Genomic DNA, 25,776 nt, shown 5'->3' with positions numbered 1-25,776 from the left:
AATTGAATAATATTTTTTAAGATATAAATTATAACTTGTTTATTATTAAAACAAAGGCAAAGTTGCAAACATGCTAAGTCAACTAATAAAAAAACCGTCACCAATGATGGTAGGTATTGATATTGGATCGCACTCTATCAAGGCCGTACTTTTAAGTGAAACAGAAACTGGGCTTCGACTAGAAGCACTTGCAATTGAACCTATGCCAAAAGGCGCTATGAGCGAGCGTAATATTCAAGATATTGAAGCAATTGGTAATGTGATAATCAAGTTAAAACGAAAGCTACCAAAGTCGCTAAAATTCGCGTCTGTTGCCGTCTCTGGGCAAACCGTGATTACCAAAGTTATTTTCATGGATGTTTCCTTAAGCGACGCTGAATTAGAGTCGCAGATTGAAATTGAAGCCGACAGCTTAATTCCTTACCCACTAGATGAAGTGAGTCTTGATTTTGAAAAGCTCTCTACAAATAGTGCTGACCCGAGCAAAATAAATGTACTGCTCTCTGCCGCTAGAACCGAAAGCGTTGAAGCCAGAGTCGGTGCGTTAAGTGCTGCGAATTTAACCGCAAAAGTAGTGGATGTTGAAAGCTATGCGCTAAGTCGCGCTATGGATGTTTACTACCAACAGTTACCATCAGATGCATATGACAAAACGGTTGCAGTGGTTGATATTGGTGCTGTACTCACCTTGGTGAGTGTAGTGCAATCTGGTGAGACAATTTATACCCGTGACCAAGTATTTGGTGGCGACCAATACACAAATAGTATCGTTGCTTACTACAACAAAGGCTTTGATGAAGCTGAAATTGGCAAAACAACCGGTGATTTACCTCCAAACTATACATTTGAAGTGTTAGCTCCTTTTCAAACATCGTTACTCCAGCAGGTTCGTCGTGCTGTTCAAATGTTTTTAACCACCACAGGTAAAGAACAATTGGACTATATTGTATTGACGGGCGGCTCAGCGATGATTAAAGGCATTGATAGATTGCTGATTGAAGAATTAGGAATACACACAGTTGTTGTTGAACCATTTGATAAGATGGAAATATCCCCTAGAGTTGATCGTAATATAATACAGCGCCACCGCACTCAATTTGCAATTGCGACTGGCCTGGCGTTGAGGAGCTTTTCATCATGCCACATATAAATTTATTACCTTGGCGTGAGCTACAGCGTGAGCAGTCTAAAAAGAAATTTATAACACTTCTTATGGCTGTGGTTATCGTCTGTTTTGCTGGTATGTATATGCTGAGTGTGTTTTATGGTGCTCTAAAAGAAGGACAGACGTTAAAAAATAATTATCTTAGTTCAGAAATTACAACCCTCGACAATAAAATTCGCGACATACGTGATCTAGACAAGAAAAAAGAAAACTTACAACAACGTATGCGTTTAATTGAAGAGTTACAAAGTAGTCGTAATTTAGGCACCCAAATAATGGATGAAGTGGCAAAAATAGTGCCTGCAGGGGTTTATTTAACCAAGCTGGAGCGCAAAGGTAATCAAATTCATGTGTTAGGCAAAAGTGAGTCTAATAATCGTTTATCTACTATGCTCAGACAGGTACAAAGCTCTTACTTATTAGAGCGCCCGACTATGCAAGGTATTGTTGCCGGCGATCAATCTTCACGTTTACTCAGCGATTTTAATATGGAGTTTTACGTAAAACCATTTGGCAAAATAGGTGAGGTACGTAATGAACCTTGATTTTAAATCGTTTACAGAAATCGATTGGAATGAAATCGAGCTCGATAACATCGGTGAGTGGCCTGTTATTGTAAAAGCAATATGCGGAACTTTTGTAGCTTGTTTGGTGTTGTTTTTTAGCTACAGCTTATTAGTGTCGGATGAAATAGACAGCTACCACAATGCCGTTGCTAAGGAAATTGAGTTACGCACAACCTACCGAACTAAATATGCAGTTGCCAGTAAGCTTGATATTTATCGTGAGCAAATGGTTGAGATGGAAGATAAATTCTCTCAATTATTAAAACGCCTACCTACTTCAAATGAGACGCCAGGATTATTGGACGACCTTTCTTATGTGGGAACAACCAGCGGGTTAACATTTTTAAAAATTGGTTGGTTGCCAGAAGTTGAAAAAGAGTTTTATACCGAGTTGCCAATTAAAATTGAAGTGGTAGGTACTTATCATGAGTTTGGCGAATTTGTAGGGAAAGTGGCTCAACTACCAAGAATTGTCAGTTTACATGACTTTTCTATTTTATCATCTGGCGAAAAGCAGCTAACATTCAGTGTAGTAGCAAAAACTTACCGTTATGAAGAGGGGGTGAGATGATGAAGCAGCTTCTCTTTTTAACCACTGCGATGTTTTTGCTCAGTGGCTGTAACGAGGATACATCGGAGCAAAAAGAATTTATTGATCAGGTTAAGGCAAATACCACGGCACGTATTGAAAAAATACCTGAGCTAGTTAAGTTTGAGCACTTTGAGTATAACGCCAAAGATTTACGTAGCCCTTTTGTAGCGCCAGAACCAGAAATTATTCAAAACAAGCTAACACAAGTTAAAAACTGTCTTCACCCAGATCCAGAGCGTGTTCGTCAGCCACTGGAGAAGTACCCATTAGATAATTTAGCAATGAGGGGCACAATAGGATCGAACGGCAAAACATGGGCGCTCATTACAGCTGCTGATGACACCTTGCACCGAGTAACAATAGGAAGCTATTTAGGCACCTATGACGGAAAAGTAAGCAGTGTTAATAGTGACTATATTGAATTAGTAGAATTAATCCCTGATGGGTCAGGTTGTTGGAAAGAACGTTTGACCAAATTAGAAATGTTAGAGGCGGCAACCAATGGCGCAAATTAATAAGAAAAAAGGTATACCCTATATGCACAAAGGTGAGTGTTCGCATCATCGTATTTTATCTGCTTTATTGTTTGTTTTTTTACTACTAATGACAAAAGCCGTAAGTGCAGCCCCTTTACTCTATGACGTTCGGTATAATCCATTGCTTAAAGGTGAAACCGAATTACAGCTAGTTTTTGATGAAGAGTTGCAGCAGCAACCAGCAGTACAAGTTTTTAATAGCCCTGCAAGAATAGAGCTACTATTTGATGGGGTAGAATTAGATGAAGGGTTGACGAATATCGCTATCAACCAAGCTGGTATCAGTAACATCACGAGTATGATGACCAGTGCGGGTTTAAAAGTGACCATTAACTTGGACCGATTAAAAATTTATGAGACTGAAGTAAACAATAATTTAGTTTCTATTAGAATTTCTGATAACCCACTCACAGAGCAAATTTTAGCAACCAGCGAAGATAAGCCTGCTTACACGTCTAATTATATTAACGGTATTCAAGCAATTGACTTTCGACGTGGAGAAAAAGGTGAAGCGAAAGTACTTGTTTATCTACAAGATACTCAGGCAGCTGTAGAGGTGCATGAAAGCGGCGGAAAAATCATTGCCGAGTTTCATCATACCGATATTTTAGATGATTTATTGTATGAATTAGATGTACTTGATTTTGGTACTGTGGTGAGCAGTATTGAAACGTTTAAAGAAGATAACCTTACACGTTTAGTGATTGAACCGAACACTGCTTTTGCCTATACCTATCAGCAAATTGAGAATATTTTTACCTTAACGGTTGAGAAAGATGAAACGCAAAATGCCTACTTAGATGGTGGTAAAGAGTACTTGGGTCGTCCTATGACGCTTAATTTTCAAGATATCTCTGTTCGTGCTGTGTTACAGATTATTGCTGGTTACAATGATTTTAACTTGGTAACAAGCGACTCAGTGACAGGCAATATTACTCTTCGCCTTGATGGGGTTCCGTGGGATCAGGCGTTAGATGTCGTGCTTAGAATAAAAGGCTTAGACAAACGCATGGACGGTTCTATTTTAATGGTTGCACCATCTGAAGAGCTGGCTGCCCGTGAAGCAAAAGAGTTAAAAGCTAAACAGCAAGTTGAGGATTTAGAGCCACTTTACAGTGAATACATCCGCTTAAATTATGCAAAAGCAGAAGATTTTGCCGACTTATTAAAAACAGATACCAATAGTATTATTACAGCCAGAGGGAGCGTGTCTGTTGATCAACGTACTAATACGTTATTAATGAAAGACACTGCAAAAAGTATTGAAAGTGTTCGTCGTATGGTCGAGACCTTAGATATACCGGTTAAACAAGTGGTTATTGAAGCGCGTATGGTAACCGTACGTGACAACGTAACTGAAGACTTGGGGGTTCGTTGGGGGTTTAGTGATCAGCAAGGCTCAGACGGTGTTTCTGGCACATTAGAAGGAGCTGAAACGATTTCTAATGGTAATATTCCTAGCCTTTCTGATCGACTTAACGTTAATTTACCTGTGGCGAATCCATCGGCAAGTATAGGTATGCACATTGCTAAATTGGCTAACGGAACATTAATTGATTTAGAATTAACCGCCCTTGAAGAAGAAAACAAAGGTGAAATCATTGCAAGCCCACGTATTACTGCTGCTAATCAGCAAAAAGCGCGTATTGAACAAGGTACTGAGATCCCGTATGTGGAGTCAGCTTCAAGTGGTGCAACAACCGTAAGTTTTAAAAAGGCGGTACTAAGCCTAGAAGTGACACCTCATATCACACCCGATAACAAAGTTATTTTAAATTTAATCATTACTCAAGATACCCGAGGGGATACGGTTCAAACAGGTACAGGCCCAGCGGTTGCCATCGATACGCAACAAATTGAGACTCAAGTACTCGTTGAGAATGGACAAACGGTAGTGTTGGGTGGTATTTTCCAACAGCAAATTATTAATTCGACCAAAAAAGTACCTTTATTGGGCGACCTTCCTTACGTAGGAAGACTATTTAAAAGCACAAGCGAGTTCAATGAAAAGCGCGAACTGCTGATTTTTGTCACACCTAAAATCCAAATAGACTAAATATTTAAGCTATCTAGGTTGAATACCAGCCTAGATAGTATGGGTATGTAATTTAGTTATCGTGGTGTGAACACTCCCTATAAATGTACAATAAGACAGTATATAATTTTGATCATGTACTGTACTGCGGATGTATTTAAGGCTGCGTTTATGTTGTTTGTAATTCAGGCTCTTGTAAAGTTACCATGCGAAAGCTTTCATGAAGCAACAATGTAGTAACCTTAATTGCATAAATTTTAACCCTAGAAGATAAACTTGCCTATAATAAGGTGCTTTTTTGTTAACCAGTGGGTAATTATTTAGTTTAATTACTCGTTATATGGCTTTTTATCCTAATTGACTTGAAATACCCGACCGATTACTGAGATAATCCCTTTCTTAATTTTGGGGCCAGGTCGTTAGGCGGGGTTTTATTTCAAATTTTAGAGTTCGTTTGTACTAAAAGATATGGCTGAGAAACGTAATATATTTCTAGTTGGCCCCATGGGGGCTGGCAAAAGCACGATTGGTCGTCACATCGCTGACCAATTACACCTTGAATTTGTTGATTCTGATCAAGAAATCGAACGTCGCACGGGCGCAGATATTGCCTGGGTATTCGATCTTGAAGGTGAGGAAGGCTTTAGACTTCGTGAAGAATCTGTTATTGGTGACTTAACCGAAATGCAAGGTATTGTACTTGCAACCGGTGGTGGCTCAGTAATGAGTAAAGAAGTTCGAAACAAGCTTTCGGCTCGCGGTATTGTTGTATACTTAGAGACACCGATTGAAAAGCAAGTTGCACGTACGCAACGCGACAAGCGTCGCCCATTACTGCAAACAGAAGAAGCACCTCGTGATGTACTTGAGCGCTTAGCAGAAGAGCGTGAACCATTATATAAAGAAGTAGCTGATTTTGTTGTACGCACTGATGAGCAGAGCGCGAAAGTTGTTGCTAACCAAATCATCGAGAAATTGGATTTTTAAAAGCCAGTATTAAAAAGGACTAACCCAGCATGCTTGAATTAACTGTTAATTTAGACGAGCGAAGTTATCCTATTTATATTGGTCAATCTGCACTTCAAGATACAGGCCGTCTAATCCATCACATTGGTGATTGTCGGCCTATCATCATTACTAATGAAACGATTGCACCGCTGTACCTTCAACAGTTGCTTGATTCATTAGCACAGCTAAACCCACTGCATTTTATTATTCCAGATGGTGAGCAATATAAATCACTCACTTGGTTTGAAAAAATTTCGGCATTCCTACTTGAGAATAATTGCGGCCGTGACACCTGCTTAATTGCATTAGGTGGTGGCGTTGTAGGTGATTTAACTGGATTTGTTGCTGCTTGTTATCAGCGTGGCGTCCCTTTTATCCAAATACCAACCACTTTATTATCTCAAGTTGATTCTTCAGTTGGCGGCAAAACAGCGGTTAATCACCCGCTAGGTAAAAATATGATTGGGGCTTTTTATCAACCCCAAGCTGTATTTATTGACACACGTTCGTTGCATACCTTACCAACACGCGAGTTTGCTGCAGGCATGGCTGAAGTTATTAAGTATGGCTTGATTTACGATACTGAACTGTTTGCTTATCTAGAGCATAACATCGCTAAATTACAACAATTAGACGAGACGTGTTTACAGCACATCATCTTCAGATGCTGTGAAATTAAAGCGCTCATTGTTGCACAAGATGAAAAAGAGCAGGGCCTTCGTGCGTTGTTAAATTTAGGGCACACGTTTGCGCATGCTATTGAAGCACAAATGGGTTATGGTGTTTGGTTACATGGAGAAGCAGTCGCAACAGGTATGGTGCTTGCTGCAAAGCTTGCTTATACTCGCCAAGATTTAACACGAGAAGATGTAGAGCGTATTGCTACATTAATAGCGCAATATAGCTTACCAATCGAGATACCTAGCGATATGACCAGTGAGCACTTTTTACTGCATATGCGCAAAGATAAAAAGAATAAAAAAGGGACTATCCGATTCATTTTACCCACCGAATTTGGTCAATGTGCATTAGTTGATGATGTGTCTGATGATCAAGTCAGAGCATTGATCGAGCAATAAATGCAGTCACAAATTTTACCGAGCCGTGCGGCTTTGGTGGATAGAATCGCATTGCAATTTGAATATGGTCAAAACCTAATTGTTTTGTTGGGCACTTCTGGTTTAGGTAAAAGCTATTTGCTTGAAACCTTCATCACTGATAAATATAACGATTTTAATAAAGCGTTTGTGCAAGTTGGCGCTCAAATGACTGATGTGCAATTGATGACTCAATTATTAGAACAAAGCTTTAATGCCCCTTTAATTGATCACAACCTGAGCTTATCACAAAACTATTATCAATTAGCGAAGCAACAACAATGCGGCGCGTGTTTATGGGTTATCGATGGCGGCAGGCACCTATCTGAAGAACTAATTGCAGAGCTCGAGCTGTTATCAAAAAGTGCGCCCAATGTGCTTTACATTATGATTGCATCGCAATCTAAATTGCCGTTTAAAGAGGCAGTTAATATTCATTTAGAGCCATTAAACTTGGTTGAAAGTAAGCAGCTAATGGGATGGTACTTCACGGCTTTACCTTATGATGAAGACCCTGTATTTAAAACCTTTTTAGTTGAAGCCCAAGGTAACCCAAGTCTTTTATTATCCTGGCAGCCTAGCGAACAAGTTGCTGATATTATTGTAAAAGACAAAGTATCTTGGCGCTTACAGTTGCTCACACTATTACTCATAATTATGTTATTGATTATTGGCGTTGTATACAAAGCTGATATGACCCAATGGTGGAAAAATGCTAATAGTCAAAGCGATGAGCAAGTCCTCACAACCGCTATTACAACCGAGCAAGCTATTCAAAATAAACAACAACCGGTTAAATCACCAACCCTGTTTACTTCGCCACAGCCTATAACTAAAGAGCCAACTACAGATGAGCGTGCCCACAATGACGTGCCAGCAATTGTAGGAAGTTTAACTGAGCCATCGACTTTAACTGAACAAGAAAAGCCAGCACCGCCGCCGGTTGAAGAAGCCATTAGCGTACCTGAGGTGGTAAAGCAGCAAAGCCAAATAGTAAAAATACCCAGTAACTGGTACCTAGAACAACCTGAAGATAATTTTGTTATTCAGCTATTAGCCGTAACTCAGCAGCAGGTAGGCAATGAGTTTATTGCTGAACATAAGCTAGAAAGTATTACCAATACATACCAAACTAAACGAAATGGTAAAATGTGGTGGGTGGTAACAACAGGCAGTTTTGCTAACTTAAATGAGGCAAAACAAGCACTGCAAGCACTCCCCGCTGGAGTAAGAAAAAATAAACCTTTCTATAAAAAAATTAGCAAAATAAAACAAGAAATTGCACGAGTTGATCAGTAAACTCAGTGACTTTAGTGTAAAATCGCGCAACACCGAATTGAAGTAAAGAGCCAATGCAGCAAAAGAGTAGAGCCTTCCTTAAATGGGCTGGCGGAAAATACAGCCTCGTTGAAGATATTAACGCGCGACTAAATCAAGCAAGTAAACATGCAGATACCTTGGTTGAACCTTTTGTTGGTGCGGGCTCAGTGTTTTTAAATAGTAATTTTAAACACTACGTACTTAACGATATAAATGCTGATTTAATCAATTTATATAAAGAGCTTAAACGTTCGCCGGATGAGTTTATTAGCGATGCAAAAAAACTATTTGTTGATTTAAATAACCATCCAGATGCGTATTACGATTATCGTGTGCAGTTTAACCAAAGCAGCGATGTGTATGAGCGAGCCATTTTATTTTTATATATGAACCGCCATGGTTATAACGGATTATGTCGCTATAACTTAAAGGGCATTTTTAATGTGCCTTTTGGTAAATATAAAAAGCCTTATTTTCCTGAAAAAGAAATGTACTTTTTTGCCAGCAAAGCACAAAAAGCAACATTTACCTGCTTAGGCTACGATGATGTATTTAAACTGGTCCCTAAAAATGCGGTGATATACTGCGATCCGCCCTATGTGCCATTAAGTAAAACCGCATCGTTTACCTCTTACGCTAAAGGCGGATTTAATTTAGATGATCAGGCTAATTTAGCTAACTTGGCTGAGCAAGCGGCATTTGAGAATAACACGCCAGTCCTTATTTCAAACCACGATACCGTGTGGACACGCAAAATTTACAGTCAAGCATCACTGGATAAAATTCAGGTTAAACGTACGATTAGTCCAAAGGGCGGTTCACGAAATAAAGTGGATGAGCTAATGGCTATGTATTTAGCACCGAAGTCACGGTTGCATAAATAGCCAGTACAAATAATACAAACAGTACTACGGCAATAGCTATTAGCATAATTGGAGAGTGGTGCTTAAAGTCTGTTTTGCGCTTATCTTCAGATTGAACACCAAAAAATGCAGCCAGTACGCTTTGTAACGCGCTAAAAAAGTGCTGCATTTAATTAAAATAATGGCTTGATTGAAGAGGGCTTGTGTTTGTCATCAGTACCCGTTAACAACTCTAGCAAGTCTAAGTAATGAAACTGAGCGCTACGACTATCGCCTGTTAACCAAGAGGCCCAAGACGAATCCTCTTCAATTTGAATGCAACGGGTTGCGCTATTATTAATAGCGTTGGTTTGCTCTTTATGAAGACAAATGTTGGCTGAGCCTAAATCTTGCTCAGTATTTGAGCAAAGCGATGTTGCTCCAATAATAACACTTACCGACGTGATTAATAATCCAATTTTAAAAGCACGCATAATATAAACCTAATAATTTAGTTCTTCGCGCAGCATAACAAAAACTGCTTAAATAATACACTTTATTTTTGTTATTGTTTATTTGTATTGTGTTTTAAATACTGAGTGGCCCCCGCTTAAAAACTGATTCTTTTTTTAATTATAAAGCCTACATCCTCAGCAGGTTATTCTTTTTCATGAATAGCCACAATAAGGCTTTAACATTACTTATTTGGCGCTATTTTTAAAGGTGCTACTTGGGTAACTTCGCTAATTAAGTTACATTAACGGCATAAATTATTCATTAACGGATTAGCGATGCTCAACTGTGAACAAAAATACTTAATAGCGCCCTCAATATTATCTGCAGACTTTGCACGATTAGGCGAAGATGTCGACAAAGTGTTAGCCGCAGGTGCTGATGTCGTTCATTTTGATGTAATGGATAACCATTATGTACCTAACTTAACGATTGGCCCAATGGTATGTAAAGCACTTCGCGACTACGGGATTAAAGCCCCGATTGATGTGCATTTAATGGTAAAACCGGTAGATAGTTTAATCCCACAATTTGCCAAGGCGGGTGCATCAATTATTACCTTTCACCCAGAGGCGAGCGAGCATATTGACCGTACTTTGCAATTGATAAAAGATGAAGGTTGCCAAGCAGGCTTAGTGTTCAACCCTGCAACGAGTTTAAGTTACCTCGATCACGTAATGGATAAAGTAGATGTGATCTTATTAATGTCAGTAAATCCTGGGTTTGGTGGGCAAAGTTTTATTCCACAAACACTCGAGAAACTGCGAGAGGCAAAACAACGCATTGTTGAATCTGGACGTGATATTCGTTTAGAAGTAGATGGCGGTATTAAAGTAGATAACATAGCAGCGGCGGCTGAAGCGGGTGCAGATATGTTTGTTGCAGGCTCAGCTATTTTTAATCAGGCTGATTATAAAACGGTGATTGATGAGATGCGTCAGCAATTAGAAAGTGTTGAATAATGAAATATGATGCAGCGTTTTTTGACTTAGACGGCACCCTAGTTGATAGCGTGTACGACTTGTATATGGCTTTAAATTTAACACTTAGCGATTTAGCGTTTCCAATTGTCAGTCAGCGATTAGTTGAAAGCTGGGTAGGTAATGGCATTGAGGTGTTAGTGAAACGAGCCCTTTGCGGCGATATGCAAATTAGTGAGCACCTCGATGAGGCTTTAAGCGAACGAGCTATCAATCTGTTTTATCAACATTACAGTGAGCAGGTCGGTGAATACAGTGTGTTATATCAGCATGTTGAAACTGGTCTTGCTGCTCTCAGTGGTATGCCTAAAGCACTTATTACTAATAAAGCACGCCGCTTTACTGAAATGCTTTTAGATAAGCTCGCTATTCGCAGTCATTTTGAAGTGATTGTTTGCGGTGACGACATGGCAAAAAAACCGTCACCTGAGCCGCTATTATTTGCTTGCGATGCATTAAATATAACGCCTTATAAAGCGATTATGATTGGTGATTCAAAGAGTGACATACTCGCAGCGCAAGCCGCTAACATTGACGTGATAGCGCTCACTTATGGGTATCACCAGGGAGAGCAGTTAGCGGATTATAATCCGCAGTACCTATGCGATAACTTCTTAGCTATAATACCGACACTAACACAGCGTTAAGCATTTTTAATTAAGTAAAAATAAAGGAAAATCATGAGTAAACCAGTAGTATTAAGTGGCATGCAGCCAACCGGTGGTATGACAATAGGCAACTATGTTGGCGCTATTAACCAGTGGGTTAAGCTACAGGAAGAATATGATAGCTACTTTATGCTTGCAGACTTGCATGCAATTACCGTACGCCAAGACCCTGAATTATTGCGTGCTCGTGTACTCGATGGCGTTGCGTTATATACGGCATGCGGTATTAACCCAGAAAAAGCGGCGTTATTTGTACAATCTCAGGTACCTGAGCATGCGCAACTTGGCTGGGTATTAAACTGTTATGCGCAAATGGGTGAGCTTAATCGCATGACCCAGTTTAAAGATAAGTCGGCAACGCATGCTAATAATATTAATGTGGGGTTATTTGCTTATCCGGCTTTGCAAGCGGCTGATATTTTACTGTACCAAGCAGACAAAGTACCTGTAGGTGAAGATCAAAAACAGCACCTTGAACTAACGCGTGATATTGCAACTCGCTTTAATAATGTTTACGGCGATATTTTTACGCTGCCAGAACCGTATATTCCAGAATTTGGTGCGCGAGTCATGAGCCTGCAAGATCCACTGAAGAAAATGTCTAAGTCAGATGAAAATCCAAATGGCTTTATTATGATGTTAGACGAGCCGAAAAAGATTGAGAAAAAGCTTAAAAAAGCAGTTACCGATTCTGACGAGCAAGCGCGTATTTACTTTGATCGCAAAGAAAAGCCAGGTGTATCTAATTTACTTACGCTACTAAGTGTGGCAACTAAGCGCTCAATTGAAGAGTTAGTCCCTGAATACGAAGACAAAATGTATGGCCATTTGAAAAAAGACACCGCAGCAGCTGTTGTCAGCATGATTGAGCCAATTCAAACACGTTTTAAAGAAATTCGTGAAGATCAAACACTTCTTAATGACATCATGAGAACAGGGGCTGAAAAAGCAAGCGCGCGTGCAGAAACTACATTAAAAGCAGTTTATGATGCGGTTGGGTTTATTCCACGCCCATAAGCGCGTTTATTTGCAGATACAAAAATGCCGCTAATTTAGCGGCATTTTTTATATCACGCTGATTAACATTAAAAAGCCAAATATAAATAGAAGTGACATTGCTTGCTTGTCTGTTTTATCCATCAATCGGCCTTAGCAGTTGTTTTGGAAGTTGTATTGTTAATATCAACTAAAGATACTTGGTAGCCTTTATTCTCAAGTAATGTCAGTAAGCTATCTTCTCCGGCGAGGTGTCCTGCGCCCACAAGTACAAATTCACTTTTATCGTTTTTAAACATTTGTTCTAGTTTAACTAGCCAGTTATTGTTTCTATCGGTCATTAATTGTTTATAAGTTGCAGGATCATTTTTTTGCATCGGTTCAAGTGCTACTGTATAGAGCGATTGTGTATCACCCTCACGCCAAGCTGAGAGTAATTTTTTAAACATCACACCGTAATTGTCAAACCCAGCTAAATTATTTTTGATAAAGTCATTTTCGTTATGTTCACCCATAGTCTTAAATAACTCTAACTGAAATGCCATCGTCTCTAAGTATTGTTGTTCTTTATTATCTAATGTCGCTTTTTTAGTAAAGTAAGCGTCAACGCCTTCACCCATTAAATTTTGTTTTTGCAACTCCATCGACATCAGCACAATACTAACCATTGCTGGGCGAAAGTTATCTAATTTATTCAGATTTGCACCAAATTCAGCCAGCTTGTTTTCTAATGCGAGCTTTACCTCTGGAGTTAGCTTTTGGCTCAATGTTTCATTATTTTTATAGGATAGTGCGCTCAACATTTTCATTTGTGCTTGTGCATCGCTAGGATCAGGTATTGGTGCTTCTAATACAATAGTATCTGCTTGTTTATAGGCGTGGTTAAACTCCACTGGTAGAGGCATTTCTGATTTCGGTAAAATGTGTACTGTGCCGCCAATAAATAATGAGTCATTTCCTTTGCTTACCTGCCACACTGAGCTTTGTGCTTGCACAGTCGTTGCTAATAAACAGCTGCTCAATAATACAGTTGCTGAAAATACTTTTTTAGTAAATGCGTTCATAACACTTCCTTAATGAAATTTTATTTATTATTGATTGGTTAAAATAGTGCTTATATAAGTTGTTAGTGATGACGTTATTTTCGAAAGGTTGCTATCAATTTTTGCGTTCATCTTGTTTATAGAAGATTCAAAGTCGGCCGTTATTTGATTCTCTATACTAGTAAATAATGTTTCAGTGTTTACTTCATGCTTAATGAGTGAATCGGTGTTTGTAGCATAAATTATTTGATTGCTATTGATGACTATTTCACCGGCTGCACATTGCCCTGAATTAGCTAATAGCGTGTTGCTTTTGCTTTCTGTAGCGACTGCAGAGGCTGTACTAAATACTGTTGCTAATATAATTACGGGTAATACTTTTTTAGTTGCGTTATTCATAATGAAACCTTTTTTATGTTTAAAAGTCAGCTTAATTAACATTTAAAAGTCGTGTTCAGTAAGCTGCTTGTTGATGACGTTTTAAAGAATATCGCTGAATTTACCGAGAGTCGCTTATCTAGTTGTGAGTGATTTATTTATAAGAATTTTTATTGTTTTTATTGTTTTAAATTAAAGTGTTAGCCTTAAACCTTATCTGCAGAAATAAGGTTTCTAATTCACCTAACTATATTAAAAAGTGTACCTGTGATAGGGTTAGTGAAAAATAAAAATACGTAAACACTATGAATTATCAAATCGGACCTTGGCAATTTATTAGTAATCGATGTGTGATTACTTCAAACAACATGGAAAGGGAATTAGACCCACTTTTAGTAAAGCTATTACTGTATTTTATAGATAAGCCTCAACAAATCGTTTCCCGTCAAGCGCTAATAGAGAGTGTGTGGCAGCAAAGCTTTGTAGACGACAATGCGATTAATCGTGCTATTTCAGAGTTAAGAAAGCTGCTTGCTCACCCCATTGAAAAAGCGCCGCTTTTGAAAACGCATTACCGTAAAGGGTACAGTCTAACCGTCATACCAGAGCGCTTAACGCAAGCAAGCGTTTTTGAAGAGCCTGCAAACTTTTTGCCTGACTCACCGGATGTTTTTGCCAAAAATGAAGAGGTAGTGACTGCAACTACTTCTCAACCGGTTCAAAGAACGAATAGTAAAAAGTTTTTGATCTATTCTTTAGTCGTCATTATTTTTATATGCTTTTTAGTATGGTTTGGGTTGTTTTTTATTAATGCACCTTCTAGCGAAAAGATTAAACAGATCACGGTAAATAAGGTAGCAAGCACGTGGAATATTGGCAGCGAGGTTCACCCCGAGGTATCTTCTGATAAACAGTTTTTAGCTTACACTAATATAGAACCTGAAAATGACGTAATGCATGCATTTGTTAAGCGTCTTTCAGATCAGCGAGAGATTGAAATTACCTATCCAGGCTTTCAGGTGTCTATTTTATCATGGCAGTTAAACCAGCACTCAGTGCTATTACAAGCTACCAATTTAAAGCAGCAAAAGTGCGAAATGGTACTTGTTGATTTAAGCCAGTTTCCTGTTATTGGGGAGGCTACCTCTATTAAAAAGTGTGACCTTAGATATACAGGTTATGCGCAAGTAGACGAAAGTGGTGAACATATTTATTACACCGAATATAAAAATGAGCATGAAGGTTCAGGTTTATATAAATTTGATTTAGAACTTAAAAAAGAATTCATAGTGATCCCACCACCAGGGGTAATGTATGGCGTAATCATGCCGCGTTTATCTCATTCTGGTAATAAAATAGCATATATACTTAGTCAAAAGGGTAAGCCTTTTTCTGTATTTAGTTATAACTTTGAGACCCATGAAACCAAGCGGTTATTTAAAGCAGAAAAAAGCACGATTAGCTTTGCATTTGATTGGCTTGCTGACGATAAAGGCGTGATTGTATTTGAAGGTTCTGAGCTTTCAACCATTATGTTTGATGAAAAAAACATTGTTAAACATACGCTAACAGTAACCCCAAAGATAAATCCTTATTATATAGCGGTTCACTCTGCCAATAGTCTTTTTTATTCAGAGAATAAAACCCAATCATACTCGCTAATTAAAGCAACAGACCCTTTTGGCGATACACCTAAGTATGAAACGCTCTATAAAAGTGATAAAGACGACTACAACATTATTGAAATAGTTAATAAAGAAGGGCCTGCGCATGTTTTCGTATCTGAGCGTTCTGGCAGCAGTCAATTATGGCTCTCTCAAAATGGTTTTACAAAGCAACTTAGCTTTTTTAATTATGATGATGCCCCTTCGACTTTTGCATTAGGAATGCTCAGAGCTTCTTCCAATAAGCAGCGCATAATGTTCATAAAAAATAAAAGCTATTCACTTTATGACGTAAACGCTCAAAGATTTTATCCGTTAGAAGAATTTAATAAGCATAAAATAATAAGCTATATTTGGTCAAAAAATAACGAAAGCATTATTTATATTAAGCGACTTGGTTCAAAAAATATATTGGCAGAATTTAATTTACTCACCCGCGATACACGCGTGATAGAAGGAATAAAAGCGAGTAAACTCATTTCAGATAGTAAAGGTAACGGATACGTAACCAATGATAATCAATTAATTCGCCTTTCAGATAGGCAAAGCTGGGAATTACCTAAAAATGCCAAAAAGTCAGTTGCATATGGCATTAGCAAAAACTATTTCTATTATTCAGATTCTATTTCTAGAATCGCTAGGCTAAATTTACAAGATCAAACCATACAGGATACACACGTGGACTTTCGACCTATTGGTTTTGAGGTAAACGAAAGCAATGAAATATTGTTTACGGGATCTAAGTATAAAGATATGCAAATAGTACAAATTAGTTGGAGCGAATAGCGCTATTCATTATGCCGAGAAAGCCAGCGCGCGTGCAGAAACTACATTAAAAGCAGTTTATGATGCGGTTGGGTTTATTCCACGCCCATAAGCGGGTTTATTTGCAGATACAAAAATGCCGCTAATTTAGCGGCATTTTTTGTATTTTAATGTTTTGTAGCAGAAATACCGGCAGACTCACAGGCTCTAACTATAAATTTATAACCGTAAGGCATGCTTTGATCAGGCGTTATTTCAATAATTTCGTAATCATTGAGTTCGATTGACTTACTCTCTGTTGATTTCTTACAGCGTGAATAACTGTCTGCTTCATAACTATAGGCAAATATGGCAATTAAGCGCTTACTACGTTCAAAGTAGCCTTTAGTATCTAAAAACTGCCTAACCGTTTGAGTGTTCTCATCTTCGCCTTCTAAGCGAATACCAAATGTTTTTGTCTGAGCGCCGTCATTGTCTGAAGAGGGGAGTTTTTTCTCTATTTGCTCACTCAATTTTTCTATGGCTTGCTCTTGCTCAGCGGGGGATTTATTTGCGAGCGATTGGCTATTTTCAAAGCTATTTACTATATCGTTTAATACTTTTTCAGGCGGTTTTTCATCAATAAATGCAATCAGACTTACAAACACTACCGTCGCTAAAAAAAAGCGGGTTAATGCAGTTAGAAGTGGTGAGTAGCTTTGGCTAATAAACTTTATGCGATCAGATCCAAATGGCTTGATTAGTAATAACACTATGATGTAAAAAGGCAAAATAAGTTGTAAGCCGAGCAGTGTTGCCAGAGTTATTCCTAGTGTCCAAGGCGGTAAATATAATAAAGTGGCAAAGTTATGAGTGTAATTAAAGTGATTAGCTGATACCTGAGTGACTTCATTTACAATGCCACTAGCACTTGCTAAAACAAAGTTAGCAATACTGGCATAAAATACCAAAATAAGTGCTTTACCGGCGAGTGAATTCCATAGTTGATTAAACTTAGGCCAAAATTCTATGATCAGCGCAATAATAGTAATAGTGGCACATAGCCACGTTAACTTAAAAATGGCTAGAGTTATAAACGCAAGCAGATAAAGTTTTTGCGCGGTGTTAAGGTTAAACCATATGCTTTTTATATGGCTAAGCAGTTTAACTTGGTGTGGTTGCCAGCTTTTTTGCTGTTGCTTAAACTGCTTATTAGCACGCCATTTTGCAATTTTTAAATACCTTAACACCGACTTTCCTTATCTAAAGCGTATTACCGTTATTTATTTAATAACGGTTTTAAGTAGTGCCCAGTATGAGAGCGCTGGCATTCAGCCACTTCTTCTGGTGTACCTGCAATCAGTATTTCACCGCCGCCAGCACCACCTTCAGGGCCTAAATCAACGATCCAGTCGGCTGTTTTGATGACATCTAAATTGTGCTCAATCACTACAATGGTATTGCCATGATCGCGCAGACGATGCAGTACTACTAATAACTGCTCTATATCTGCAAAGTGCAGGCCTGTTGTTGGCTCATCTAATATGTATAGCGTTTTACCGGTATCACGCTTAGAAAGCTCACGTGCTAACTTAATTCGCTGTGCTTCACCACCAGAAAGTGTTGTAGCGGCTTGGCCTAAGCGGATATAAGAAAGTCCAACATCCATTAGGGTTTTAAGTTTGCGTGCTATGGCCGGTATTTTATCAAAGTAGTCATGGGCATCTTCAACGGTCATATCGAGCACTTGGTTGATGTTTTTGCCTTTATATTGTACTTCTAAGGTTTCGCGGTTATAACGTTTACCTTTACATACATCACACGGCACATATACGTCAGGTAAAAAGTGCATTTCTACTTTAATAACGCCATCACCTTGGCATGCCTCACAACGCCCACCTTTAACATTAAAGCTAAAGCGACCTACTTTGTAACCACGTGAACGGGCTTCTTGAGTACCCGCAAACAGTTCACGAATACCGGTGAAAATACCGGTATAAGTTGCAGGATTTGAACGCGGTGTGCGGCCAATAGGACTTTGGTCAATATCAATCACTTTATCAAAGTGCTCAAGGCCTGCAATTGACTTGTAAGGGGCCGCTTCTGCAGTTGTGGCGCCATTAAGCTCAGTGTGAGCGAGTTTAAATAAGGTGTCGTTAATGAGTGTAGATTTACCTGAGCCCGATACACCGGTAATACAGGTCATTAAGCCAAAGGGTATTTTTAAATCAACATTTTTTAAGTTATTACCGGTAGCGCCAAACAGCTCTAACCATTTATCGTTAGTAGCATGGCGCTCTTTAGGTACTTCAATTTTACGCACCCCCGATAAAAACTGACCGGTAACCGAGTCTTTGCTCGCTAAAATATCATCGCGTGTACCTTGAGCAATAACATGGCCGCCATGGACACCAGCACCCGGACCAATATCAATAATATGATCTGCCGCGCGGATCGCGTCTTCATCATGCTCTACAACAATAACGGTGTTACCTAAATCACGTAAATGCACTAAGGTTTTTAATAAACGGTCGTTATCACGTTGGTGTAAACCAATAGATGGTTCATCTAAAACATACATTACACCTACTAATCCAGCGCCAATTTGACTCGCTAAACGAATACGCTGTGCTTCACCGCCAGAGAGCGTGTCGGCGCTGCGCTCAAGTGATAAGTAATTTAGGCCAACATTTATTAAGAAAGATAAACGATCGCGAATTTCTTTTAAAATCTTCTCCGCAATTTGGCCTTTTTGCCCAGTCAAATGCAAGCCTTCAAAAAAGCTCATTGCCTCACCAATACTCATATGTGTGATGGTTGGTAAGTTAGTTTGACCAATAAATACGTTACGTGCTTCTTGGCGAAGGCGCGAACCTTTACAACTAGGGCACGCTTGACTAGTTTGATACTTAGCTAGCTCTTCACGCACAGAGTTTGATTCAGTTTCGCGGTAGCGGCGGTTCATATTATTTAACACGCCTTCAAATACATGATTACGTGTAATTAAATCACCGCGGTCATTACGGTAATTAAATGCAATTTTAGTATCACCCGAGCCATCTAGAATAATTTTCTTATGTTCTTTAGCTAGTTCCTGATAAGGCACATCTAAATCAAAGTCGTAATGTTGTGCAACTGCTTGCAACATTTGATAGTAGTAAAAGCTGCGTTTGTCCCAACCTTTAATTGCACCGCCAGCTAAACTTATCTCAGGGTTATGAACCACGCGATTAGGGTCAAAGTATTGCCTTACACCTAAACCGTCACAGCTTTGACAAGCCCCGGCTGGGTTGTTGAACGAAAATAGACGCGGTTCAAGCTCTGTCATCGCATAGCCACAGGTTGGACAGGCAAAATTTGCTGAAAACAGCATTTCTTCAGCATTGCTATCGTCCATAAACGCAATGTTGGCAACGCCGCCTGACATTTCAAGTGCTGTTTCGAATGATTCCGCGAGACGTTGTTGCTGGCCGTCTTTGACTTTAAAGCGATCAACCACGACTTCAATTGTGTGCTTTTTATGTAGATCTAGTGGTGGTGGATCAGATAGGTCGCACACTTCGCCATCAATACGTGCGCGAATGTAGCCTTGGCTTGCAAGCTGCTCTAATAGCTTTACATGTTCGCCTTTACGGTCTTTAACAACAGGCGCCAAGAGCATTAACTTTGTGCCTTCAGGCAGCGCCAGTGCGGTATCGACCATTTGGCTGATTGTTTGCGCCGCGAGCGGTAAATCATGAGTCGGACAGCGAGGTTCGCCAACGCGTGCAAACATCAAGCGTAAATAATCGTAGATTTCAGTAATAGTTCCCACGGTTGAACGTGGGTTATGCGAGGTTGATTTTTGTTCTATGGAAATAGCAGGAGAAAGGCCTTCAATATGATCTACATCGGGCTTTTCCATTAATGACAAAAACTGCCTTGCATAAGCAGAGAGTGATTCAACATACCGGCGTTGCCCTTCTGCATACAGCGTATCAAATGCAAGTGATGACTTTCCTGAACCAGATAAGCCAGTAATAACAATTAGTTTATCACGTGGGATGGTTAGGCTGATGTCTTTTAAATTGTGCGTGCGGGCGCCTCGGACTTCAATGTTTTCCATGCTATCTCGTTTATTGCCAAAATTATTTGTTCAGTATCGCATAATACGCTGCAATATTAATCCTTGATCATCGAAAAAATCCTTAGTTATAGACGATTAATTATTGCCAAGCTTGTGATAGAATCCTTGCCTAATTTTTTAACACAGTAAGATCACGCATATAATGACCGCATCTTCACTTAATTCACGAGAAAAACGCGCTGCCGTATCGTTAGCGAGTGTGTTTGCATTTAGAATGCTCGGCTTGTTTATGCTGATGCCTGTTTTAGCTATTTATGGTCAAGAGCTTGAAGGCTTTTCACCTATCTGGATTGGTTTTGCAATTGGTGCGTATGGTTTAACTCAGGCCGTATTACAAATCCCAATGGGGAGACTTTCCGATAAAATAGGTCGTAAAAAAGTCATAGTCGGTGGTTTGGCGGTGTTTGCTTTAGGTTCGGTAATTGCCGCTTTGGCAGAGTCTATTCAAATGGTGACGGTAGGGCGTGCGTTACAAGGCATGGGAGCTATAGCCAGCGCATTATTAGCGTTTGCATCAGATTTAAGCCGTGATGAACAGCGCCCCAAAGTTATGGCGGTGATTGGCATGAGCATCGGCATGAGCTTTGCGTTTGCGATGTTATTAGGGCCGATAGTGGCAGCTTCATGGGGCATTGCAGGCGTATTTTGGCTAACGGCTATTTTGGCTGTGTGTGGTATTTTTATAGTCACTATGCTCGTTCCCAGTGCAATAAATAAAGCCCCTAAAGGCGATACGCTTGCCAGTTTTAGTGACATCAAAAAATTGATTAAACACCCACAGCTGGCACGTTTAAATGCAGGCGTATTATTGCTGCATCTAACATTAACGACTATTTTTGTAGTATTACCAAGCCAATTAATTAAAGATGGCTTAGTAGCCGAAAACCATTGGCAGCTTTATATTCCGGTTTTATTTTTGGCGTTTTTTTTAATGGTGCCCGTGATGATAGTGGCAATTAAAAAAGAGAAAGAAAAACAAGCCTTTATTGGTTCTGTTATGGTTTTAATAGTCAGCATGTTAAGTATGTCTATGTGGGCAAACAGCGTTGTTGGTATTGCGGTTTGTATGCTGTTATATTTTGTTGCGTTTAACTTTTTAGAAGCCACTATGCCGGCTCTTGTGTCGCGTATTGCTCCAGCAAGCCAAAAAGGCTCAGCCATGGGGGGGTATTCATCGAGCCAGTTTTTAGGCGCTTTTTTAGGCGGCATGCTTGGCGGGTATGTAGCACAAACAACTAGTACGCAAGCTGTGTTTGCGGCGGCGGCACTTGTTGGGGTAATATGGCTTATTATTGCGTGGAAAATGCAAGTCCCACCGAAAAGCAAAGTTATTAGTTTAATGACCCAATTAGATTCTGAAGAGCAGGCACAAACACTGGCTTCTCAGTTAGTTGCTTTACCCGGCGTAATAGAAGCAACCGTAGTTCGCGATGAAAGTCGTAGCTACTTAAAGATTAATGATAAAGAATTTGACCTAGACCAAGCCCGAAGAGTGGCTGGTTTAATCTAACGTTTATAGGAGATGGTTCCATGGCACGCGGTGTGAACAAAGTAATTTTGGTTGGTAATTTAGGGCAAGATCCTGAAGTTCGTTACATGCCTAATGGTAATGGTGTAGCAAATATTACCTTAGCAACTTCAGATAGCTATAAAGATAAAAACACTGGCCAAATGGTTGATAAAACTGAGTGGCACCGTGTGGTATTTTTTGGCAAGTTAGCTGAAATTGTGGGTGAATACTGCCGCAAGGGATCACAAATTTACGTAGAAGGTAAACTTCAAACCCGTAAATGGACTGATCAACAAGGCCAAGAAAAATACACCACAGAAATCGTTGTCGATGGCTTTACGGGTCAAATGCAAATGCTAGGTGCACGCGGTGGCGACCAACAAAGTGGTGGCTATCAAGGTAACCAAGGTGGTCAACAAAGTAGTGGCTATCAAGGAAACCAAGGCGGGCAACAAAGCGGTGGTTATGGTCAAAATAACCAAGGCCAAAATAGCCAGCAAGGCAGTTATGCTCCACAGCAGCAATCTGCACCTGCTCAGCAGCCAGCACCGCAGCAAAACAACCAATACCAGCCACAGCAGCAAGGTGGTTTTGCACCACAACAAAATAGTGCACCACAACAGCAAGGCGGGTTTGCACCTAAGCCACAAAATGCACCGCAAGGTGGCGCATCAAACCCTATGGAACCAACAATCGACTTTGATGACGATATCCCGTTCTAGACAAAGACAAAACGTCAAATGTTGAAAAAAAATATAGAAAGCCGCTATTAAGCGGCTTTTTTTATTAAAAAAATGACCGTATTCCATTTCTACAGTTTTTAAATCTGAATAAACACTTCCTAAAGTAAACATATGAATGTGTAAAAAGCACTGTGATATTGGTGTTTTTATTTTTTGAGCCAAGCCCTCCTTTGTTCAAACTAATATATAAATAATGACAGCTGTTTAGTTAACTAATTGAAGGCTAAATATAATGTTTATAAACATTAAGTACTAACTTTTAAACCTCTGCTAAACTTTTATTATTGGCTTGTACAATTGCAAATAGTAGACAACACTTTAATAACTTATTTGATGTGCCGGTGGGTTATGAAAGCCAGTAAATTTCACTTTACCAATTATTCAAATGCCTTGTTTTATGCTCTGTGTATCGCCTTGCTAGTGATTATTAATAGCGGTTTAAGTTTGGTTTTACAGCATCAAAACGAGCAAGTTGGTTTAAAGCTAGCAAAGCAATTGCAACAGCCATTGGCCAATGAAAAACAACTTATTGCAAATACGCCTTTTACGCTCGCCCCTAATAAAAACTCTATTTATATAGAAAAACAAAAACATTATTTTAGCGCTAACTCAAAAGGAATTTTGCTCTACTCATGGCCAGTTTGGTATAGCTATAGCTATTTGTTTTTAATAATAAACGCGGTTCTTTTGCTCGCTATGCTTTGTATTCGACGTTTTAAAAAGCCTAAAACAATAAAAAACAGCACAATGACCTCTAAACGTCAGCAGCACTTTAATAATAAGAAAGTACGGTATGCACCCAAAGTGAGTTCTTTACAGCTCGCTCCAATAGCGACAACTAATGTGCAGGAAGCAATTAAATATAATGTATTTGCACTTATTCAGTGTGAATGCCATTTTGATGCAAACACTGACTTACAAGCGACTCTTAAAGTCTTATTGGCAAAAGACTTTATTAATACGACTGAAATATCCGTTAAGTTATTAACTGCAGGCAATTTCGCTTTTACTCTCAAAGGGATTGATGCAATTGATAAACTCAATTGCGCTAAATATTTACATCAATGCATTGTAAGTGCCGCTCATGTATTGGCGCCAAGAACTGCACAGAGGCATGTAAAAGTAGGTTTATGTACTTATTATTCAGAGGCTGATCAGGTTATGGTGTATCAGTTGGCAAAGTCGGCACTTACTCTTTCGCAGCAAAATCGAGTTAAGCATTATCACCAATTAGCGTTAAATTATGGTCATGTCCAACAGCTCGATAGACACTCAATACCACAACGAATTAAAAAGCAAAAATTGGCAATTTTATTTCAACCAGTATACGAGCTCGATAGCGGCACTATTATTAAGCATTACGTATCAATTAAAAGTAATGACAGGGGAAATAAACAATTACTTAATCAAGAAAGTATCAGTCAATTTTATAACGAAGGTGAGGCGCTATTACACGATCAAGCGGTAGTTATGCAAGTAAAAAAACTATTGCTTATAGATAAATCATCGTCAGTTATCAGTATTAAGTTACATCCTAAAAACTGGTTTAATAACGAGTTTTGGAGCTGGTTAACTGCTTATATCAATGACTTAAAAAACCAACATACACTGCAATTTTCTATAAATGAATCAGAATTCTTAAATAATCAATTACGTTTGCAAGGCGCTTTTGCAGCAATAGCAGCAATAAACTGCAATATTGTAATTGATGATGTGAGAAGCAGTAAAAATATTTTTAAGTTTACGCTTAATAAACAAATATCAGGGCTTAACTTAGCTTCTGAACTTGTCCATGGGATAGAGCGCAGTAATTCACAACAAAAATACGTTAGGGGAATTGTGCATATAAGTAGATTATTGAGCTTGTCAGTATTTGCACTTGATGTAGAGACGCCTCAGGAGCTACAACTTTTAAAAGTAATAGGCATTAGCGGCGCGCAAGGAGGATATTTTTCTAAATTACTCCCCAATTATACTCAAGTCGCATTTCACTAATGCTAAGCAATTAACAAGTTAAATATACTCTACACTAATTTGCGATATTTTAGCCCTTCTAAACCTTGCAACCCACCAGTATGTATTGCAATAATTTTGCTGTTAGGGGCAAAGTAATCATTATTGATGAGCTGCCAAAGTGCGTACATCATTTTACCGCTGTAAATAGGCTCCAAGGGTAATTGATGTTGATGCTGCATGTGTTGGCAAAACTGCCATAAATCAGCTGTAAAACGACCATATCCACCACCGTGAAATTGCGTAAGTAGTTGCCAGTTATTTTGTGATTTTGCTTTAGGGCTAAGAGCGCGTATTTCGTCCCGCAGGTAGTCGGCTTGCTTTAAAACAGCAATCCCTAGTAGGTTGATTTTATTTGAGCTGCCCTCTATCAATCCAGCCAAGGTGCCGCCACTGCCAGTTGGACAGATTAAGTAGTCGTGCTCAGGTAAACTCTGGGCAAGCTCTTTACATCCCTCTATAGCAAACGAATTAGTGCCTCCTTCAGGTAGAATGTATGCGTTTGGAAAGCGTGCCTGTAATGCGGCTAAATAGGCTTCATCATGTCGTTGTTTGTACTCTATACGATTGACAGCATGTAACTGCATACCACATTGCTGTGCAAATTTTAGAGTAGGATTATTTAGATCAAGCTGTGGGCCGCGCACAATTGCGTGGGTTGTTAAGTTAAACTCTTTACCAGCAGCGGCGCACGCATGAATGTGATTTGAAAAAGCACCACCAAATGTAAGTAATTCAGATTTACCCAGTTGTTGCATACGAACTAAATTGTATTTGAGCTTTCGCCATTTATTACCGCTGATAAGTGGATGCAATAAATCATCGCGCTTAATAGTCAAAGTTATTTTCTTGTCTGTTAGTAATTCACTGGTAATTATTTGTAAATAGCTATGTTCATTAATACTGAATGGTATTGGCATTATCACTCTTTTTCATTAGTTACATGATGAATGTGCTGTGTAATAGCGTTATTTTGACTCAGTTTTTATTACTTAAGCAAACTAAAAAATATGAATACGCGGCTAAATTGGCATCTTAATAGCGTAAAATGCAGATAAATCTCGGTGTTGTTAAATAAATTAGCTATTTAGTACAAATGAAACGGTTATTTACTGGCATGAAACGGGATAATAGTTGTAAACTGAGATAATAAATGAACAAAGCTTGTGTTTTGTGCTTCAAGTACATAGCATAAGGTTTTATTATAAAAAATAATAATAACCAAATAATTGCCGCT

General features: G+C 39.0%; 23 protein-coding genes. 16 read left to right on the top strand and 7 right to left on the bottom strand.

Annotated features, from left to right (window positions below; all coding sequences use genetic code 11):
• Nucleotides 1-70 precede the first annotated feature (70 nt).
• The 9 genes from QL986_RS07730 to QL986_RS07690 all read left to right on the top strand — a co-directional run bounded on the left by QL986_RS07730 (nt 71) and on the right by QL986_RS07690 (nt 9,203).
• Complete coding sequence (locus tag QL986_RS07730) at nt 71-1,150, top strand: pilus assembly protein PilM (RefSeq protein ID WP_013463905.1); 1,080 nt, start codon at nt 71-73, stop codon at nt 1,148-1,150.
• Nucleotides 1,138-1,710: a PilN domain-containing protein gene (locus tag QL986_RS07725; RefSeq protein ID WP_008115031.1), complete on the top strand. Its 573-nt coding sequence runs from the start codon at nt 1,138-1,140 to the stop codon at nt 1,708-1,710. The genes QL986_RS07730 and QL986_RS07725 overlap by 13 nt, the downstream gene beginning before the upstream one ends.
• Nucleotides 1,700-2,302 (top strand): type 4a pilus biogenesis protein PilO, encoded by a 603-nt coding sequence (locus tag QL986_RS07720; protein WP_008115035.1) that lies wholly within the window; start codon nt 1,700-1,702, stop codon nt 2,300-2,302. The genes QL986_RS07725 and QL986_RS07720 overlap by 11 nt, the downstream gene beginning before the upstream one ends.
• The gene (locus tag QL986_RS07715; protein WP_008115036.1) at nt 2,302-2,838 is read left to right on the top strand and encodes a pilus assembly protein PilP; all 537 of its coding nucleotides are present in this window, start codon (nt 2,302-2,304) and stop codon (nt 2,836-2,838) included. Before QL986_RS07720 ends, QL986_RS07715 begins: the two co-directional genes overlap by 1 nt.
• Complete coding sequence (locus tag QL986_RS07710) at nt 2,825-4,915, top strand: type IV pilus secretin PilQ family protein (RefSeq protein WP_036955760.1); 2,091 nt, start codon at nt 2,825-2,827, stop codon at nt 4,913-4,915. Before QL986_RS07715 ends, QL986_RS07710 begins: the two co-directional genes overlap by 14 nt.
• Nucleotides 4,916-5,362: 447 nt before the next feature.
• Complete coding sequence (aroK, locus tag QL986_RS07705; protein WP_008466255.1) at nt 5,363-5,881, top strand: shikimate kinase AroK; 519 nt, start codon at nt 5,363-5,365, stop codon at nt 5,879-5,881.
• A gap of 29 nt (nt 5,882-5,910) precedes the next feature.
• Nucleotides 5,911-6,981 (top strand): 3-dehydroquinate synthase, encoded by a 1,071-nt coding sequence (aroB, locus tag QL986_RS07700; protein ID WP_033104301.1) that lies wholly within the window; start codon nt 5,911-5,913, stop codon nt 6,979-6,981.
• Nucleotides 6,982-8,298, top strand: a complete 1,317-nt coding sequence (locus tag QL986_RS07695) for an AAA family ATPase (RefSeq protein WP_290191437.1) — start codon at nt 6,982-6,984, stop codon at nt 8,296-8,298.
• Between the two features lie 53 nt (nt 8,299-8,351).
• Nucleotides 8,352-9,203 (top strand): Dam family site-specific DNA-(adenine-N6)-methyltransferase, encoded by an 852-nt coding sequence (locus tag QL986_RS07690; RefSeq protein ID WP_036981101.1) that lies wholly within the window; start codon nt 8,352-8,354, stop codon nt 9,201-9,203.
• On the opposite strand, the gene QL986_RS07685 is transcribed toward QL986_RS07690, so the two are convergent.
• Both QL986_RS07685 and QL986_RS07680 read right to left on the bottom strand, forming a co-directional pair.
• Nucleotides 9,166-9,351 (bottom strand): DUF2970 domain-containing protein, encoded by a 186-nt coding sequence (locus tag QL986_RS07685; protein ID WP_290191436.1) that lies wholly within the window; start codon nt 9,349-9,351, stop codon nt 9,166-9,168. The two genes, QL986_RS07690 and QL986_RS07685, sit on opposite strands and share 38 nt — an antisense overlap.
• Nucleotides 9,352-9,355: 4 nt before the next feature.
• On the bottom strand, nt 9,356-9,655 hold the full coding sequence (locus QL986_RS07680; protein ID WP_008115055.1) for a hypothetical protein: 300 nt from the start codon (nt 9,653-9,655) through the stop codon (nt 9,356-9,358).
• Between the two features lie 297 nt (nt 9,656-9,952).
• On the opposite strand from QL986_RS07680, the gene rpe reads away from it, so the two are divergent.
• Genes rpe through trpS form a run of 3 tightly spaced genes read left to right on the top strand, consistent with a single transcriptional unit; the run spans nt 9,953 to nt 12,339 of the window.
• Nucleotides 9,953-10,636 carry a ribulose-phosphate 3-epimerase gene (rpe, locus tag QL986_RS07675; RefSeq protein WP_096038101.1) on the top strand — a complete coding sequence of 228 codons (684 nt, stop codon included), beginning with the start codon at nt 9,953-9,955 and terminating at the stop codon, nt 10,634-10,636.
• Nucleotides 10,636-11,301 (top strand): phosphoglycolate phosphatase, encoded by a 666-nt coding sequence (locus tag QL986_RS07670; protein WP_016900316.1) that lies wholly within the window; start codon nt 10,636-10,638, stop codon nt 11,299-11,301. Before rpe ends, QL986_RS07670 begins: the two co-directional genes overlap by 1 nt.
• A 33-nt stretch (nt 11,302-11,334) precedes the next feature.
• Nucleotides 11,335-12,339: a tryptophan--tRNA ligase gene (gene trpS / locus QL986_RS07665; RefSeq protein ID WP_008115060.1), complete on the top strand. Its 1,005-nt coding sequence runs from the start codon at nt 11,335-11,337 to the stop codon at nt 12,337-12,339.
• 122 nt (nt 12,340-12,461) lie between these two features.
• On the opposite strand, the gene QL986_RS07660 is transcribed toward trpS, so the two are convergent.
• Together QL986_RS07660 and QL986_RS07655 are read right to left on the bottom strand one after the other, a co-directional pair.
• Nucleotides 12,462-13,382 (bottom strand): TraB/GumN family protein, encoded by a 921-nt coding sequence (locus QL986_RS07660; RefSeq protein WP_013463911.1) that lies wholly within the window; start codon nt 13,380-13,382, stop codon nt 12,462-12,464.
• Nucleotides 13,383-13,409: 27 nt separating this feature from the next.
• Entirely contained in the window at nt 13,410-13,760 is a 351-nt protein-coding gene (locus tag QL986_RS07655; protein WP_013463912.1) for a hypothetical protein, read from the bottom strand.
• Nucleotides 13,761-14,044: 284 nt separating this feature from the next.
• On the opposite strand from QL986_RS07655, the gene QL986_RS07650 reads away from it, so the two are divergent.
• A complete protein-coding gene (locus QL986_RS07650) occupies nt 14,045-16,189 on the top strand; it encodes a winged helix family transcriptional regulator (protein ID WP_024602148.1) in 2,145 nt (714 codons plus the stop codon).
• A 146-nt stretch (nt 16,190-16,335) separates the two neighbouring features.
• Here QL986_RS07650 and QL986_RS07645 read toward each other — a convergent pair whose 3' ends face one another.
• Together QL986_RS07645 and uvrA are read right to left on the bottom strand one after the other, a co-directional pair.
• On the bottom strand, nt 16,336-17,397 hold the full coding sequence (locus QL986_RS07645; RefSeq protein ID WP_013463914.1) for a hypothetical protein: 1,062 nt from the start codon (nt 17,395-17,397) through the stop codon (nt 16,336-16,338).
• Between the two features lie 29 nt (nt 17,398-17,426).
• Nucleotides 17,427-20,252, bottom strand: coding sequence for an excinuclease ABC subunit UvrA (uvrA, locus tag QL986_RS07640; RefSeq protein WP_024602149.1), 2,826 nt, complete (start codon nt 20,250-20,252; stop codon nt 17,427-17,429).
• A 163-nt stretch (nt 20,253-20,415) separates the two neighbouring features.
• Here uvrA and QL986_RS07635 point away from each other — a divergent pair, with 163 nt between their 5' ends.
• The 3 genes from QL986_RS07635 to QL986_RS07625 all read left to right on the top strand — a co-directional run bounded on the left by QL986_RS07635 (nt 20,416) and on the right by QL986_RS07625 (nt 24,521).
• Nucleotides 20,416-21,783, top strand: a complete 1,368-nt coding sequence (locus tag QL986_RS07635; protein WP_024602150.1) for an MFS transporter — start codon at nt 20,416-20,418, stop codon at nt 21,781-21,783.
• A gap of 20 nt (nt 21,784-21,803) precedes the next feature.
• Complete coding sequence (ssb, locus tag QL986_RS07630) at nt 21,804-22,505, top strand: single-stranded DNA-binding protein (protein ID WP_024602151.1); 702 nt, start codon at nt 21,804-21,806, stop codon at nt 22,503-22,505.
• 369 nt (nt 22,506-22,874) lie between these two features.
• The gene (locus QL986_RS07625) at nt 22,875-24,521 is read left to right on the top strand and encodes an EAL domain-containing protein (RefSeq protein ID WP_290191435.1); all 1,647 of its coding nucleotides are present in this window, start codon (nt 22,875-22,877) and stop codon (nt 24,519-24,521) included.
• 29 nt (nt 24,522-24,550) lie between these two features.
• Here QL986_RS07625 and QL986_RS07620 read toward each other — a convergent pair whose 3' ends face one another.
• Nucleotides 24,551-25,459: a pyridoxal-phosphate dependent enzyme gene (locus tag QL986_RS07620; protein ID WP_290191434.1), complete on the bottom strand. Its 909-nt coding sequence runs from the start codon at nt 25,457-25,459 to the stop codon at nt 24,551-24,553.
• Nucleotides 25,460-25,776: the final 317 nt, after the last annotated feature.

Source organism: Pseudoalteromonas sp. APC 3250, assembly GCF_030407915.1.
Classification (GTDB): Bacteria; Pseudomonadota; Gammaproteobacteria; order Enterobacterales; family Alteromonadaceae; genus Pseudoalteromonas; species Pseudoalteromonas tetraodonis.
This window is presented reverse-complemented; position numbering and strand designations above follow the sequence as displayed.